Consider the following 14836-nt stretch of genomic DNA (forward strand, 5'->3'; position numbering starts at 1 on the left):
CGATCCGAGCCCACTGATCGTCCCGAAGAACTTCGCCTTCCAACACCGCCTCCAAAAAGCAGCGTTGAATCAGAACCGCCTCTCGATGGGAATCCTAAATCGTCACTACGGCCTAGAGCATTTCCCGACCTGACTGCGTCAGGCCGTGAGCTCTAATCTTTTGTTTTGAAGCATTCTTCTCCACGCGAACCGGAACCACTTCGCTCGAAAAATGCTCTAGACGCCTCTAAAGACTAGAAGCTCTGGGCGCTCAGGGCGACGATGGTCTTGAAGGCCCAGACGGTGACGGCGATGCAGATCAGCAGCGTCCAGACATCGGCCATGGCCGTGCGCGGCTTGGCGGCCTTGGCCGACTTGCCGCCTTTGCCGCTCTTGCCCTTGGCGGTCGCGGGCCCCGGAGCCTTGGCCACCGCCGTTTTCGCCGCCGCCTTGGCCAAGCTGGTCGCCCTCTAAGTCCGTGCCCGACGCGCGATCTACCGCCGTTAGACACCGCAGGTGCTGAAGGTCGCGCTTCCAAAGGCGGTTAAGTGAGGGTGAAGGGTGTCACCTTCCCCGGCGACCGGTTACGCGCGTCGCATTGTCGTCGCTGTCAGGTTGGGAAACTGCCAGTGGTGAGTTAGCCCCAAAGTGCTGCTGACATCTCCTGTCAGCAGCTCGCCCCCGCACAATCTTTGTTCGCATCCTGTTCTTGTGTTAATTGCGAGCGTAGCCCCTACATATAGCCGTCGCGTCGCGTCCTCCCCGCGACCCCAAACCTCGCCTCACGCGTTCCGGAAAACATGGCTGAACAACTGAACTTCATCCGCGTGCGCGGCGCGCGCGAGCACAATCTCAAGAACGTCAGCGTCGATATCCCGCGAGGCGAGCTCGTGGTGCTGACCGGCCTGTCAGGCTCGGGCAAGAGCTCGCTGGCGTTCGACACCATCTACGCCGAGGGCCAGCGGCGCTATGTCGAGAGCCTGTCGGCCTATGCCCGCCAGTTCCTGGAATTGATGAGCAAGCCGGATGTCGACCTGATCGAGGGCCTGTCGCCGGCCATCTCGATCGAGCAGAAGACCACCTCGCGCAACCCGCGCTCGACGGTGGGCACCGTCACCGAGATCCACGACTACATGCGCCTGCTGTGGGCGCGGGTCGGCGTACCCTATTCGCCGGCGACCGGCCTGCCGATCGAGAGCCAGACCATCAGCCAGATGGTCGACAAGATCACCGCCCTGCCCGAGGGCACGCGGCTCTATCTGCTCGCCCCCGTCGTTCGCGACCGCAAGGGCGAGTACAAGAAGGAGATCGCCGAGTGGCAAAAGGCTGGCTTCCAGCGGCTGAAGATCGACGGCGAATATTACCCGATCGAGGACGCGCCGGTTCTCGACAAGAAGTTCAAGCACCACATCGACGTGGTCGTGGACCGCATCGTCACCAAGCCCGGCATGGAACAGCGCCTGGCCGACTCCATGGAACAGGCGCTCCGTCTCGCCGATGGCCTCGCGGTCGCCGAGTGGGCCAATATCGAGAACGGCGAGAAGGAGCCGCGCCGGCTGCTGTTTTCCGAGCGCTTCGCCTGTCCGGTCAGCGGTTTCACGATTGCCGAGATTGAGCCGCGACTGTTCTCGTTCAACAATCCGGCGGGCGCCTGCCCGGCCTGCGATGGCCTGGGCGCGAAGCTGGCCTTCGACACCGACCTGGTGATCCCCGACAAGGACAAGACCCTGCACAAGGGCGCCGTGGCGCCGTGGTCGCGCGGCCCCTCGCCGCTCTACACCCAGACCCTGCAGGCCCTGGCCCGTCACTACGGCTTCTCGATGGACGAGCCCTGGCACAAGCTGCCGCAGAAGGCGCGCGACGTGGTGTTGCAGGGTTCGGGCGGCGACAAGATCAAGTTCGTTTACGACGACAACGCCCGCAAGTACGAGGTGGCCAAGCCCTTCGAGGGCGTGTTGCCGAACCTGGAGCGCCGCTGGCGCGAAACCGACAGCGCTTGGGTCCGTGAAGAACTCGGCCGCTACCAGTCCGACACCCCCTGCGAGGTCTGCCACGGCAAGCGCCTGAAGCCCGAGGCCCTGGCGGTGAAGATCGCCGGCATGGACATCGCCGATGTCTCCATGCTGGCCATCCGTCCGGCCAAGGACTGGTTCGCCAGCCTCGACGGCCAGCTGTCCGACAAGAACATGGAGATCGCCCGGCGGATCCTGAAGGAGATCAATGACCGCCTGCGGTTCCTGGTCGATGTGGGCCTGGACTACCTCAACCTGTCGCGCGGCTCGGGCACGCTTTCGGGCGGCGAGAGCCAGCGCATCCGCCTGGCCAGCCAGATCGGCAGCGGCCTGACCGGCGTGCTCTACGTGCTGGACGAGCCGTCGATCGGCCTGCATCAGCGCGACAACACCCGGCTGCTGCAGTCGCTGCAGGGCCTGCGCGACCTGGGCAATTCGGTGCTGGTGGTCGAGCATGACGAGGAGGCCATCATGACGGCCGACTATGTCATCGACATGGGCCCGGCGGCGGGCGTGCATGGCGGCGAGATCGTCGCCGAGGGCAAGCCTGCTGACATCATGGCCAATCCCAACAGCATTACCGGCCAATATCTGACCGGCGTGCGCGAGATCGCCGTGCCGGAAGAGCGTCGGCCGATCAACAAGAAGAAGATGCTGACGGTCATCGGCGCCACCGGCAACAATCTGAAAGGCGTCACGGGTTCGATTCCCGTGGGAACCTTCACCTGCATCACCGGCGTCAGCGGCGGCGGCAAGTCGACCTTCACGATCGAAACCCTTTACAAGGCCGCGGCGCGCCGCCTGAACAACGCCTCGGACGCGCCGGCCTCGCACGAGCGGATCGAGGGGCTGGAAAACTTCGACAAGGTCATCGATATCGACCAGTCGCCGATCGGCCGGACCCCGCGCTCGAACCCGGCCACCTATACCGGCGCCTTTGGCCCGATCCGCGACTGGTTCGCCCAACTGCCGGAGAGCAAGGCGCGCGGCTACGGCCCCGGCCGTTTCAGCTTCAACGTCAAGGGGGGCCGCTGCGAGGCCTGCCAGGGCGACGGCCTGATCAAGATCGAGATGCACTTCCTGCCCGACGTTTACGTCACCTGCGACGTCTGCAAGGGCAAGCGCTACAACCGCGAAACCCTCGACATCCTGTTCAAGGGCAAGACCATCGCCGAGGTGCTCGACATGACCGTCGAGGAGGCCGCAGAGTTCTTCAAGGCCGTGCCGCCGATCCGCGACAAGATGGAGACGCTCAAGCGCGTGGGCCTCAGCTACGTCAAGGTCGGCCAGCCGGCCACCACCCTGTCGGGCGGCGAGGCCCAGCGGGTGAAGCTGTCGAAGGAGCTCAGCAAGCGCGCCACCGGCCGCACGCTCTACATCCTCGATGAGCCGACCACCGGCCTGCACTTCGAGGACACCAAGAAGCTGCTGGAAGTGCTGCATGAGTTGGTTGACCAAGGCAACACCGTGGTGGTCATCGAGCACAATCTCGACGTGGTGAAGACCGCCGACTGGCTGCTGGACTTCGGCCCCGAGGGCGGCGACGGCGGCGGCGAGATCGTCGCCGTGGGCTCACCCCAGGACGTCGCCAAGGTCGAGGCCTCGTGGACCGGGCGATACCTCAAGGGCGTGCTGGCCCGCCACGAGGAGCGGCGGCTGGAGCGAGTGGCCGCGCTGAAGAAGAGCAAGCGGGCCTAGGCGCTTGCGGCGCGCGGCCGCCAAGCTCGGCGGTTGAGCTTCAGTCGAAGGCCGCCGCCAGTTCCAGCGCCCGATCGCCGGCCAGCGCCCTGTAGAGCGCCGCGCTCGTCGTGGCTTGGAGGATGATCCCCAGGCCGAAGAGCAGCCCCTGCAAGAGCAGGAAGGCTAGCTGCACGGGTTGAAACGCCGACTTCAACACGAAGTCCCAGGCGCCGAAGGTGGACCAGTTGAGAACGGGGACCGCCTGGGCCAGCCGGCTGAGGCCGATATTGGCGCCGACGCCCACCAGCAACGCCGCCGTCATGGCCAGCATGTAAAGGCCAAAAACCTTCCCGCGCCGGGTCGCCGTCAGACGCCATGCCTTGCGCAATCCGATCCGGCCCTCTTGCACAGCCATCGGACCCGCCAGCCACAATCGACTGGCCAGCCAGAACGTCGCCAAGACGCCCACCGCCATGCCGCTCCACATCCATCCGTCCAACGCCTGTTCGCCGCTGCTCCCGGCGACGCCGGCAGCGACCAGCATGACCAGGAGGACAATCAGGGCGGCCGGCACGATCAGCAGCCACAGCACGAAGAGACGCGCCTCGTCGCCGCCCAGTGACAGGCGCAGGCCCCGGCCAGCATCGGACGCCTGGTCTCTCACGATCGCCGCACCGACGATCGCGATTACCAGGCCAACCACCAGCGCCATCGCCAACGCCGCCAACAGGGGCCCCGTAACCCGCGAGGCGCCGAACGTCGAGAGCCAGTAGTGGCTGTTGACGACGACAGCCACGCGGCCGCCGACGCTGACCAGCGTTCCCGTCAGCGCCAGGCCAAGAGCCGCTACGGGCCGGCGGCGCAACAAATCCAGCGGCGCCAGGGCGACCCGGACAAAATGGAAATCTCCCGGGGCCGTCACGTCGATCAGGCGAAGGTGTCGGATACGTTGCGACCGCGCAACTGCGCGTAGATCGTCGGGGCGGGGGCGAAGACGATCAGCAGCACCAGGATCGACAACAGGCCCGAGAACAGGGTCCGCACGATGCCCGCCGGCGTGAAGAAGGCCGACATCGAGCTCATGTCTGGATTGAAGGCCGCGCTCATCGCCGAAATCCCGCCGCCCAGGCTGGCGCCGATCACCGCGATGATCACCAGCAGCAGCAGGTAAACGACGATCGCCAGGATCAGGGAGACGACATAGGCGCCCAGCAGCGGCCAGAACTTGCCCTTGGTCAAGTCCCACGAACCGCGGATGTCGATCTTGCCGGTGTCGAACGCCAGGGCGCCCGCGAACGACAGGCGCACGGCCAGCACCAGCAGGAAGCAGAGCGCGGCGATCCCCAGGAGCAGCCCCAGACCCACGCCCAAGGGGGCCCCGCCGATCGCCGCGCCCAGACCGCCGATCAGGGCCACGACGACGACTAGGGCGAGATAGACCGCGAAGATGATCAGATTGACCAGGATCAGCACCACGGCCTGACGGAACTCATCGGCGCCCAGGCGCAGATAGGCGCCGGCGCTGTCCTGCGGGCGCAGCACCAGGCGGTTCAAGCCGGTCAGCAACACAGAATAGACCGCCAGGCTGTAGACGACCGAGAACAGGAACAGCGGCCACATGCCCTCCATGGCCTTGAAGGTGGCGGCCGGGTCGCCGCCGGGCTCGGCGCCCAGATCCACCATCGCCGCCATCTGCGGCCCGGCCAGCTTGATGGCGCCGATGCTGACGATCAACGAGGCGACGGTCATCAACACCGCCCAGACGCCCACGGTCTTCAGGTGTTCGCGCACCAGGCGAAAGCCCGAGAGCGCCGCGTCCGTGGCCGAGAACTGTTGCATGGCGCTGCCCCTCGCTGGCGTCGTGATCCGGGATCACGCCTAACAAGGTTCGGGGGCCGGCGACAGTCCCGCCGACGCAATTCGCGAGCCACCTCTTGCATGAGCGGCCGCGCAGCCTCTAACGTTTGTTTGAAAGTGGCCGAAAACAGGTCGCGACTGGAGGAAACGGCCGATGAAGCTCTATGGCGAAGCCAACCCGGCGCCCAACCCGCGCCGGGTGCGGATGTTCCTGGCCGAGAAAGGCGTGGACCTGCCAGAAATCCGCGTTGCGCTGCGGAAAGGCGAGCACAAGACGGCCGAGCACAAGGCCCGAAACTCGCTGGGCCAGGTGCCGGTGCTGGAGCTCGACGACGGCCAGACGATCAGCGAGAGCGTCGCCATCTGCCGCTATCTGGAGGCCCTGCACCCGACGCCGCCGATGTTTGGATCCTGCGCCCTGACCCAGGCCCAGGTCGATATGTGGGTGCGGCGGATCGAGTTCCAGATCATGTCACCGGTGGCGATGTACTGGCGTCACGCCCATCCGCTGACCGCGTCGCTGTTGGCGCAGAACAACGACTTCGGCGAGTCCAACAAGCCGATCGTCGGCAAATCCATGCTGTGGCTGGACCGCGAGCTGGCCGACGGCCGGCCGTGGATCGCCGGCGAGGCCTATGGCATGGCCGACATCGTCGCCCTGACCACGATCGACTTCGCCGGCTTCATCGGGTTGGAGGTTCCCGACGAGGCCTCGGCGCTGAAGGCCTGGCGGGACCGCGCGTCGGCCCGGCCCAGCGCGGCGGCCTAAGCCGCCACTACCGCCACCGGCTCGCTGGCGTGCAGGTCGTGATAGGCGCGAGCCGGGGCGGCGGTCAGGATCACCATCTGGACGGTGAAGAAGAACGGGGCCAGCAGCATGTTGGCCAGGCCGGTCAGGGCCAGCATCACCACGTTGGTGATCCCGCCCGACAGCCCCAGGATCAGGCCCGCGACGACGGTCTGGGCCACGCCGACCAAGATGGTGATGATCACCGCCAGGCCGTACATCCACAGCAGCTGCCAGAAGTGGCGATCCGTCAGGGCCCAGGTCCGCCGCAGGTCGAGCCGGCCTTCGGCGAAGGTGGTGATCGACAGCAGCGACAGGCGAATGCCGAACCAGATCGACAGCCCCGCCACGGCGATCGTCCCCAGCACCTCGACCCAGCGATTGGTTTCCACCGCGCCCAGGCTGATCAGACCGGAGCCAATCAGCACCAGCAGCGCGCTGGGAAGGGCGGTGACGACCAGGGTCACCGCCCAGCCGACCAGGGCGACGACGAACTGCCGCGCCTCTTGCTTGCCGATCCGCATGTAGGCCAGGCCATGATCGTCCGGCCGAACCACTGCCCGCATGATCGCCACGGTGATCACCGACTGCAGCGCAACGGCCAAGGCGATCAGGGGCAGCAGGGTGCCCTTACGGCGGGCGACGATATCGACCCACTCGCGCAGGTCGTTGGTCCGCTGCAGCAGGGCCAGGTCGGCGCGCACCGAGCCGCCGAACGCGAAGGCCACCACCAGGCCCAGCAGGACCAGCATCGCGAAATAACAGGCCGCCCAGGCCAGCACCACGAGCGGCTTGCGGCGCGTCATGCGGACCCCTTCGAGCGCGGCTTCGACGGGCGAGAAGGTGGTCATGGCGCGAGAGTTCCAAGGGTCGTGGCGGGGGCTGCCTGGTGTCGATAGACATCGACCAGCGCAACCGTCCAGACCGGGATGACATAGAAAAACAGCACGAGCAGTTCGATCAGGTCGGGGATGGGTCCGGCGGGTAAAACGCGAGTGAGCGGGATCACCAGGATCGCCGCCGGCGCCATCAGCGCCAGGCCTGCCGCCGCCAGGCGCGGAACCGCGCCGCGCGTGCGGCCAAAGGCGCTGAGCACCTGCACCGCCCCCGCCTCGATCGTCGCGGCGGGGGCAAGAGACAGACGCAGAAACAGCCAGGCCAGCAGGATCGCCGACAGCAGAGGCGGCAGGCTGGCGGGGATCGCCCCTGGACCCGACAAGGCCGCGCGCCAGGCGTCTAGCGACCCGTTGTCAAAGCCTGGGGCGTTGCTGCGCGCCACCCCCACGGCCACCGCGCCGATGATCACCAGCAGGACGGCCCCGACCACCGCGAGGATCACCAGAGACAGCAGGAAGACCGCTGAGAGCCGCCATTCCTCGCGCCCCCAGCGCAGGCCATGCCAGCCGCCGGGCCCGGCGAGCAGCACGCGATAGACCGCGCTGCTGCCCAGCACGATCGCGGCGAAGATGATCATGGGCGTCAGCGCGGACAGACTAGGCGGCAGGAAGCGCGACGCCAGCGCCAACCCCGCGCCTGCAACCAGCGCCGCCCAGCAAGACCGCAAGGCCGGGGCCCATCCGGCCAGCCCGGCCCGGACAGTCCGTTCGATCCCCGCGCTCGCCTCGCCCATAAAGCCCCTCTCTTGTTCGCGACCCGCGCGAACCCGTCAACGCGCAGACCCTAAGCCGTTCGCCCCCGGCTTGGCGACGAGTCGCGCCAGGTGTCACGCTGAATTTCCGGGGACGTGGCCCCGGCGCCTCGCCCGTCCAATGCCACACGCCGGTTTCGCCGGGCGACAGGCGGGGGTAAGAGGGCGCCCATGAGCACGCCCCCTCCTTCCCTCTCCCCCATCCACGTCATCGGCGGCGGCCTGGCCGGGTCCGAGGCCGCCTGGCAGATCGCCCAGGCCGGCGTCCCGGTGATCCTGCACGAGATGCGGCGCGACCTGCCCTCAAGCAGCGAAGCGGTAGGGCCAACAAAAGTGCGTACCGACGCCCATCACACCGATGGCCTGGCCGAGATGGTCTGTTCCAACTCGTTCCGCTCGGACGACTGGCAGTTCAACGCCGTGGGACTGCTGCACGCCGAGATGCGCCGGCTGGACTCGCTGATCCTGTCGGCCGCCGACCAGCACCAGGTGCCGGCCGGCGGCGCCTTGGCCGTTGACCGCGACGGCTTCTCGGCCGAGGTCACCCGCCGCATCGAAGCCCACCCCCTGATCACCATCGTCCGCGAGGAGGTCGCCGGCCTGCCGCCGCAGGACTGGGACAGCGTGGTCGTCGCGACCGGCCCCCTCACCTCGCCCGCCCTGGCCGACGCCATCCTGGAGCTCAGCGGCGAAGGCCAGCTGAGCTTCTTCGACGCCATCGCACCGATCATCCACGTCGAGTCGATCGACATGGACATCGCCTGGCGCCAGTCGCGCTACGACAAGGAAGGCCCCGGCGGCGACGCGGCCGCCTATATCAACTGCCCGATGGACAAGGCCCAGTACGAGGCCTTCATCGACGCCCTGATCGAGGGGCCCAAGGCCGAGTTCAAGGATTGGGAGCATGTGCCCTATTTCGACGGCTGCCTGCCGATCGAGGTGATGGCCGAGCGCGGCCGCGAGACCCTGCGCCACGGCCCGATGAAGCCAGTGGGCCTGACCAATCCGCGCGATCCGTTGGTCAAGTCCTATGCCATCGTTCAACTGCGCCAGGACAATGCGCTGGCCACCCTGTGGAACATGGTGGGCTTCCAGACCAAGCTGAAGCACGGCGCCCAGGCCGAGGTGTTCCGGATGATCCCGGCCCTGGCCAACGCCCAGTTCGCCCGGCTGGGCGGCCTGCACCGCAACACCTTCATCAACAGCCCGCGCCTGCTGGACCGCTCCCTGCGGATGAAGGTCGCCCCGCGCCTGCGCTTCGCCGGACAGATGACCGGCGTCGAGGGCTATGTCGAAAGCGCCGCCACGGGTCTGCTGGCTGGCCGCTTCGCCGCCGCCGAGCGGCTGGGCCAGACACTGGAAGCCCCTCCCCCCACCACCGCGCTGGGCGCCTTGGTCGACCACGTGACCGGCGGTCACATCGAGGGCGAGGCGCTGGGCAAGACCAGCTTCCAACCGATGAACATCAATTACGGCCTGCTGCCGCCGATGGAGACCCCCAAGATCGGCGACGACGGCGTCAAGATCCCGCTGAAGGAACGCGGCCGGGCGAAGAAGCGGCTGATGAGCCTGCGGGCGCTTGCGGATCTGGAGGGGTGGATCGCCGGCTAGGCTTCGCTAGGAACGGGGACACACACTCATCCCACGATTTCAGCCAGCGTGGCCCAGGCCGTGGGATGAGTGTGTGTCCCCAGTCTTTGCCGCAACCTTCTTTGGCCCAGGCAACAACCGAAAACCCTTGAGCACCATCTTCACCGCTTCCCAGTGGATCGCGGCCAGAACGCCGGCCACCTGCCAGGGGTGGGTAGCCACCGCCCGCAACAGCGCTCGGTCGGTCAGTTCGCGCCGCTCGCCGGCGAAGCTGGCGGCCAGCAGCAGGCCCGCCTCGTCATGCACCGTGACCCCCACGCCCACCCGGTTCCCCGGCGGCAACAGGTCAAACTGGTAGTCCAGGTCCATCGGCATGAACGGCGACACATGGAAGCCCTTGCCGCAAGCCTGGCGCACGCGCTCGTCGGGCGAGGCCTCGACCGGCAGCACATAGTCGTGGCGCTCGCCAAAGGTATTGCGCACGGCGTGGATCGTCGCCGCCAGCCGGCCGTCGCGGTCATGGCAGAAATAGACGCTGAGCGGGTTGAAGCCCTTGCCCAGCAGGCGCGGCATGCACAGCAGGGTGATCCGCCCACCACCCAGATCGAAACCGGCCTCCGCCAGCTTGGCCTCGATCTGGGGCCGCAAGGGCGCTCGGACCTTGCCGGCGAAGTCGCGGTCGTGGAGCGACACCAGATTCCAGCCATTGTGCGTGAATAGTTTCAGACGGCTCGCCAGCGTGTCCAGCTCATCAAGATCCAGCGCCAGCATGAAGACGCGATAGTCCAGTCGATGACGCCGGGGTCTCATCCGCCCGTGGGCGACGACGCCGCTGTAAAGCGCCGATCTCACGCCACCACTCTGAACGAGGGCGGCGCCGCGCTGGCGACCGCCGAGACGAAAATCCGGCCCGACGGGTTGGGGGTCAGCCAGGGGCGATGGACGCCGCCCAACTGTTCGGCGACGGCAAGGCCGGCTTGCAGGCCGTCCTCGTGAAAGCCCGATCCAAAATAGGCGCCGGCAAACCAGGTGCGGTTGGCTCCCTGCAACGACCACAGGGTACGCTGGGCGGTCATCGCTGGTCCGTCGAACAGCGGGTGCTCGTAGGTCTGGTCATGCAGCGTGGACGCCAGGGCCGGGTCCCGCGCCGGGTTGAGCGAGAGGAAGAAGGGGTCGGCGGCCGGGGCGCCGTCCTTGGCCAGGGGCTGAAGGCGGTTCATCCAGTAGGTGACCCCGCCCTCGCCGTCGCCGCCACGCAGGCCGACATGGTTCCAGCTGGCCCAGGCGGCCTTGCGGCGCGGCATCAGCTTGGCGTCGCGATGCAGCACCGCGCGGTTCTTGCTGTAACGGAAAGCGCCGAGCAACCGCCGTTCCTCGGCCCCCGGCTGGACCAGCATGTCCAGGGCCTGGTCGGCATGGGCGGCGATCACCACCTGGTCGAAGCGTCTGCTCTGGCCGGCGACGTCCTCGATCGTGACGCCGTCCGGGCCGCGCAGGATGTGGCGCACCGGCCGGCTGGTCAGCACCTCACCGTCGAAGTCTGCCAGCATGCGGTCCACATAGGCCCGGCTGCCGCCGACCACCGTCCGCCAGATCGGCCGCTTGTCGACCGGCAGCATCAGGCCGTGATTGTCGAAGAACCGCAGCAGCGAGGCGGCGGGAAATTCCCGGATGTCGCGCAGCGTGGTCGACCAGATGGCGGCGGCCTGGGGCAGCAGGTGATCTTCCTGGAAGGCTTGGCCAAAGCCCTGGGCCCTGAGATAATCGGCCAGGCCGCACAGCCCGCCGGCCTCCAGCCCCGAAGCTTCCAGCGCCGCCACGTCCCGCGTCCCGGCCCGATAGAAGCGGGTGACGTCGAGCAGCATCTTCAGGAAGCGCGGGTTGAACAGGTTGCGCTTCTGGGCCAGCAGGTTGGTGCTGCTATATTCCAGCGCGCCGTTGTCGAGTGACACCCCGAACGACATGTCGCTGGCGGCGGTCGGGACGCTCAGGTGAAGAAACAGCGCCGTCAGGTTGGGATAGTTGGGCTCGTTATAGACGATGAAGCCGGTGTCGACCGCCACGCCCTCGATCTCGACGGTGTTGGCATGACCTCCGACGCGCGGCGCGGCTTCGTAGAGGGTGACGTCGTGACGCTTGGCCAGCAGCCAGGCCGCCGACAGGCCGGAGATGCCGCCGCCGACCACGGCGATATTCAGACGTTCGGCGGCGTGCGGCACGTTCAGCTCCCGGAAACGCGCCATGGCGGCGCTGTCTTCCCAAATACGGTGTCACTGAAGGTTTGGACGCGCGAATTCGTCGCCGCATCCAACGCGCTCCCGCGCCCGTACCTGCATACGTCTAGGCGATTCGCGCGTGCGGGCCGTCGGACGGGGAGTAGAAGTGATGACGACGACGTCGCCCTTGGAACGGGCCGCGGAGGCGAGCGACCGTGATCGCGCCCCGAAACAGGCTCCGATAGCAGCGGGCCCCGCGCGGCCAAGCGTGCGCATGGGCCTGGTCAAGGCGGCGATCCACGCCTTCGAGGACGCGCCTATCCCGGACGTCGTGGCGCGCGCCGCGATCAACATGCTGGTCGGCGGCGCCCGGCGGCGGCTAACTGGCGCAGATCCCGACTTCGACGAGGCCTTCGCCCGCGAGATGCGCGATTGGCCGATCGCCGTGAACACCGACGAGGCCAACGCCCAGCATTACGAGCTGCCCGCCGCATTCTTCGAGTGCGTACTCGGCCCCAATCTGAAATATTCCAGCGGTCTCTATCCCCCTGGCGCCAAGACCCTGGCCGAGGGCGAAACCGCCGCCTTGCGTGAGACCGAGGAGCACGCTGACCTGCGCGATGGCCAGGACGTGCTGGAGCTGGGCTGCGGCTGGGGTTCGCTGTCGCTGTGGATGGCCGAGCGGTTTCCGGGCTCGCGCATCACCTCGGTGTCGAACTCGGCCTCGCAACGCGCCTTCATCGAAGCCCGGGCCCGCGATCGCGGTTTGACCAATCTGACGATCGTCACCGCCGACATGAACGTCTTCAAGACCGACCAGCGCTTCGACCGCGTGGTCTCGGTGGAGATGTTTGAGCACATGTCCAACTGGCGCGCCCTGCTGGCCAAGGTGAACCGCTGGTTGCGGCCGGACGGACTGCTGTTCCTGCACGTCTTTTCGCACAAGGCCACGCCTTACAGGTTCGACGTCGATGACCCGTCCGACTGGATCGCGCAATATTTCTTCACCGGCGGAGTGATGCCCAGCCACGACCTGATCCGCCAGTTCCCCGACCTGTTCACCGTGGACATGAACTGGCGCTGGAACGGGTCCCACTACGCCCGAACCGCCCGGCAGTGGCTGGAAAATTTCGACGCCCATCGCGCCGAGATCGATCCGGTGCTGGAAGAGGTCTACGGTTCCGACGCCACGGTCTGGCGGCGGCGCTGGCGGCTATTCTTCATGGCCACCGCCGGACTGTTTGGCTATCATGGCGGCGAGGAATGGGGCGTCAGTCACTATCGCTTGCGGCCCGTCTCGAGAGGTTAGAGCATGATCCGCTACGCCCTGAGCTATCTGGCCGCCGCCGCCACCTTCCTGGTGCTGGACATGGCCTTCCTGACCTTCAGCGTTGGCCGCGTGTACAAGCCCCACATCGGCCACCTGATGGCCGACAAGGTGGCCATGGGGCCAGCGGCGGCCTTCTATCTGATCTACATCGCCGCGATCCTGCTGCTGGCCATCATCCCCGCCGCCAAGAGCGGAAGCTGGAGCCAACTTCTGACCAGCGCGGCGATCTTCGGTTTTGCCGCCTACGCCACCTACGACCTGACCAATCAGGCGACGCTGAAGGGCTGGTCCAGTTTCGTGACCGGTGTCGATCTGGCCTGGGGGACCTTCGTGACCACCGCCGCCGCCAGCGCCGGCTATCTCGTCGCGCGGCATACGCGCTGAGATTGCTTCGCCACTAAGGCCGTGCGACCGTCGGTCGCACGCGAGTCCGAGGGGCAACCGATTAATGGACGTAGAAACCAGCCGGGCCTTGCTTTCGCGCGCCATTGCGCGGATCGCCAATCGCGACAATGACGCGCTCAAATACGTCTACCGACATACATCCGCGAAACTGTTCGGCGTCGTCCTCCGTATCTTGAACGACCGCGAGGAGGCGGAAGACGTGCTCCAGGATGTTTATCTGACGGTATGGAACAAGGCCGACCGCTTCGATCCGGAGCGCGCCAGCCCGATCACCTGGCTGGTGACCATGGCTCGCAACCGGGCCATCGACCGGCTTCGCGCCCGAGGCGGCCGGGTCATGGCCGGCGTCGACGAGGCCGAGGCCTTGCCCGACACCGCCCCCCTGGCCTCGACCCTGATCGAGGCCGACGAGGACAAGGCGCGGCTAAATGGCTGCATCGACGCCCTTGACCCCAAGCACGCCAGCGTGGTGCGCACGGCCTTCTTCGAGGGCTTGACCTATGACGCCCTGGCCCAGGCCGTGGGCGTGCCGCTGGGCACCATGAAAAGCTGGATCCGGCGCGCCCTGATCAACCTTCGCGCGTGTCTCGAAGCATGACCGACATCGAAACCCCCGTCACCGAGGGCGAACGCCCCTTCGCCGGCGAATACGTGCTGGGCGTGCTGGACGCCGTCGAGCGCGCAGAGGCCGAGCGCCGCGTCACCGCCGAACCCGCCTTCGCCCGCGCCGTGCAGTGGTGGGAAAACCACCTCGTCCCGCTGGCGGCCGAGATCGCTCCCGTGCAGCCTTCGGTCGGGCTGTGGCCGCGGATTTCCAACCTGGTCGGCGACGTCGCCCGGCCCAGCGCCTGGAACAATGTCGCCGTGTGGCGCGGCGTGTCGGCCGGGGCGGCGGCCCTGGCGGCCGCCTGCCTGGTCATCGTCGCCCTGCCCAAGCCCGCGCCGCCAGTGGTCGCGCCAGCGCCGGTCGTGGTCCAGGCCGCCGAGGTGGCGGTGATCGGCGACCCGACCACCAAGGCCCCGCGCCTGGTCGCCACCCTGGACCACGCGACACAGCAGCTTGTGCTGACCCCGGTCAGCCTGACCATGCCGACCGGCCGCGACGCCGAGCTGTGGATCATCCCCGAGGGCGCCGCGCCGATCTCGCTGGGCGTTATCCCAACCGGCGCCGCCAAGCGCATCGCGGTTCCCGCCGGGCTGAAGGCCGGGGGGGTCTATACCGCCACCCTGGCCGTCACCGACGAACCGCTGGGCGGCTCGCCGTCGGGGGCTCCGACCGGGTCGGTCCGCGCTGCGGGCAAGTTCGTTCGGGCTTAGCAACCTAGGTCCTCC

General features: G+C 67.3%; 14 protein-coding genes. 7 read left to right on the plus strand and 7 right to left on the minus strand.

Annotated elements, in window-relative coordinates; genetic code table 11:
• Positions 1-233 precede the first annotated feature (233 nt).
• Positions 234-437, minus strand: coding sequence for a hypothetical protein (locus tag ACP696_RS11645; protein ID WP_426015283.1), 204 nt, complete (start codon positions 435-437; stop codon positions 234-236).
• 342 nt (positions 438-779) lie between these two features.
• Here ACP696_RS11645 and uvrA point away from each other — a divergent pair, with 342 nt between their 5' ends.
• Positions 780-3689, plus strand: coding sequence for an excinuclease ABC subunit UvrA (uvrA, locus tag ACP696_RS11650; RefSeq protein ID WP_426015281.1), 2910 nt, complete (start codon positions 780-782; stop codon positions 3687-3689).
• A 40-nt stretch (positions 3690-3729) separates the two neighbouring features.
• Here the strand turns inward: uvrA and ACP696_RS11655 are convergent, their stop codons facing one another.
• Complete coding sequence (locus ACP696_RS11655; protein ID WP_426015279.1) at positions 3730-4593, minus strand: hypothetical protein; 864 nt, start codon at positions 4591-4593, stop codon at positions 3730-3732.
• Between the two features lie 5 nt (positions 4594-4598).
• Positions 4599-5510 (minus strand): hypothetical protein, encoded by a 912-nt coding sequence (locus ACP696_RS11660; protein ID WP_426015277.1) that lies wholly within the window; start codon positions 5508-5510, stop codon positions 4599-4601.
• Positions 5511-5682: 172 nt separating this feature from the next.
• Between ACP696_RS11660 and ACP696_RS11665 the strand changes: the two genes are divergently transcribed.
• Positions 5683-6297 (plus strand): glutathione S-transferase family protein, encoded by a 615-nt coding sequence (locus ACP696_RS11665; RefSeq protein ID WP_426015275.1) that lies wholly within the window; start codon positions 5683-5685, stop codon positions 6295-6297.
• On the opposite strand, the gene ACP696_RS11670 is transcribed toward ACP696_RS11665, so the two are convergent.
• Both ACP696_RS11670 and ACP696_RS11675 read right to left on the minus strand, forming a co-directional pair.
• On the minus strand, positions 6294-7166 hold the full coding sequence (locus ACP696_RS11670; RefSeq protein ID WP_426015274.1) for a hypothetical protein: 873 nt from the start codon (positions 7164-7166) through the stop codon (positions 6294-6296). The two genes, ACP696_RS11665 and ACP696_RS11670, sit on opposite strands and share 4 nt — an antisense overlap.
• Entirely contained in the window at positions 7163-7945 is a 783-nt protein-coding gene (locus tag ACP696_RS11675; RefSeq protein ID WP_426015272.1) for a hypothetical protein, read from the minus strand. The genes ACP696_RS11670 and ACP696_RS11675 overlap by 4 nt, the downstream gene beginning before the upstream one ends.
• A 189-nt stretch (positions 7946-8134) precedes the next feature.
• Here ACP696_RS11675 and trmFO point away from each other — a divergent pair, with 189 nt between their 5' ends.
• On the plus strand, positions 8135-9574 hold the full coding sequence (gene trmFO / locus ACP696_RS11680; protein ID WP_426015271.1) for a methylenetetrahydrofolate--tRNA-(uracil(54)-C(5))-methyltransferase (FADH(2)-oxidizing) TrmFO: 1440 nt from the start codon (positions 8135-8137) through the stop codon (positions 9572-9574).
• A 39-nt stretch (positions 9575-9613) separates the two neighbouring features.
• Here the strand turns inward: trmFO and ACP696_RS11685 are convergent, their stop codons facing one another.
• Positions 9614-10405, minus strand: a complete 792-nt coding sequence (locus tag ACP696_RS11685; RefSeq protein WP_426015270.1) for a DUF1365 domain-containing protein — start codon at positions 10403-10405, stop codon at positions 9614-9616.
• On the minus strand, positions 10402-11796 hold the full coding sequence (locus ACP696_RS11690) for an NAD(P)/FAD-dependent oxidoreductase (RefSeq protein ID WP_426015268.1): 1395 nt from the start codon (positions 11794-11796) through the stop codon (positions 10402-10404). Before ACP696_RS11690 ends, ACP696_RS11685 begins: the two co-directional genes overlap by 4 nt.
• Before the next feature lie 247 nt (positions 11797-12043).
• Here ACP696_RS11690 and ACP696_RS11695 point away from each other — a divergent pair, with 247 nt between their 5' ends.
• The 4 genes from ACP696_RS11695 (at position 12044) to ACP696_RS11710 (ending at position 14821) form a co-directional block, all read left to right on the plus strand.
• Positions 12044-13078: an SAM-dependent methyltransferase gene (locus tag ACP696_RS11695; protein WP_426015267.1), complete on the plus strand. Its 1035-nt coding sequence runs from the start codon at positions 12044-12046 to the stop codon at positions 13076-13078.
• 3 nt (positions 13079-13081) lie between these two features.
• Positions 13082-13483, plus strand: coding sequence for a DUF2177 family protein (locus tag ACP696_RS11700; protein WP_426043820.1), 402 nt, complete (start codon positions 13082-13084; stop codon positions 13481-13483).
• 64 nt (positions 13484-13547) lie between these two features.
• A complete protein-coding gene (locus ACP696_RS11705; RefSeq protein ID WP_426015264.1) occupies positions 13548-14102 on the plus strand; it encodes a sigma-70 family RNA polymerase sigma factor in 555 nt (184 codons plus the stop codon).
• Complete coding sequence (locus tag ACP696_RS11710) at positions 14099-14821, plus strand: anti-sigma factor (protein WP_426015262.1); 723 nt, start codon at positions 14099-14101, stop codon at positions 14819-14821. Before ACP696_RS11705 ends, ACP696_RS11710 begins: the two co-directional genes overlap by 4 nt.
• The last annotated feature ends 15 nt before the right edge of the window (positions 14822-14836 follow it).

The sequence above is a fragment of the Caulobacter sp. DWR3-1-2 genome (genome assembly GCF_049896225.1).
In the GTDB taxonomy this organism is placed as follows: domain Bacteria; phylum Pseudomonadota; class Alphaproteobacteria; order Caulobacterales; family Caulobacteraceae; genus Caulobacter.

What these genes read in the sequence shown, in the direction of transcription:
- uvrA (WP_426015281.1), top strand. Translation starts at nt 780, where the DNA reads ATGGCTGAACAACTGAACTTCATCCGCGTGCGCGGCGCGCGCGAGCAC.
- ACP696_RS11660 (WP_426015277.1), bottom strand. Translation starts at nt 5,510, where the DNA reads ATGCAACAGTTCTCGGCCACGGACGCGGCGCTCTCGGGCTTTCGCCTG.
- ACP696_RS11665 (WP_426015275.1), top strand. Translation starts at nt 5,683, where the DNA reads ATGAAGCTCTATGGCGAAGCCAACCCGGCGCCCAACCCGCGCCGGGTG.
- ACP696_RS11670 (WP_426015274.1), bottom strand. Translation starts at nt 7,166, where the DNA reads ATGACCACCTTCTCGCCCGTCGAAGCCGCGCTCGAAGGGGTCCGCATG.
- ACP696_RS11675 (WP_426015272.1), bottom strand. Translation starts at nt 7,945, where the DNA reads ATGGGCGAGGCGAGCGCGGGGATCGAACGGACTGTCCGGGCCGGGCTG.
- trmFO (WP_426015271.1), top strand. Translation starts at nt 8,135, where the DNA reads ATGAGCACGCCCCCTCCTTCCCTCTCCCCCATCCACGTCATCGGCGGC.
- ACP696_RS11690 (WP_426015268.1), bottom strand. Translation starts at nt 11,796, where the DNA reads ATGGCGCGTTTCCGGGAGCTGAACGTGCCGCACGCCGCCGAACGTCTG.
- ACP696_RS11695 (WP_426015267.1), top strand. Translation starts at nt 12,044, where the DNA reads ATGGGCCTGGTCAAGGCGGCGATCCACGCCTTCGAGGACGCGCCTATC.
- ACP696_RS11700 (WP_426043820.1), top strand. Translation starts at nt 13,082, where the DNA reads ATGATCCGCTACGCCCTGAGCTATCTGGCCGCCGCCGCCACCTTCCTG.
- ACP696_RS11705 (WP_426015264.1), top strand. Translation starts at nt 13,548, where the DNA reads ATGGACGTAGAAACCAGCCGGGCCTTGCTTTCGCGCGCCATTGCGCGG.
- ACP696_RS11710 (WP_426015262.1), top strand. Translation starts at nt 14,099, where the DNA reads ATGACCGACATCGAAACCCCCGTCACCGAGGGCGAACGCCCCTTCGCC.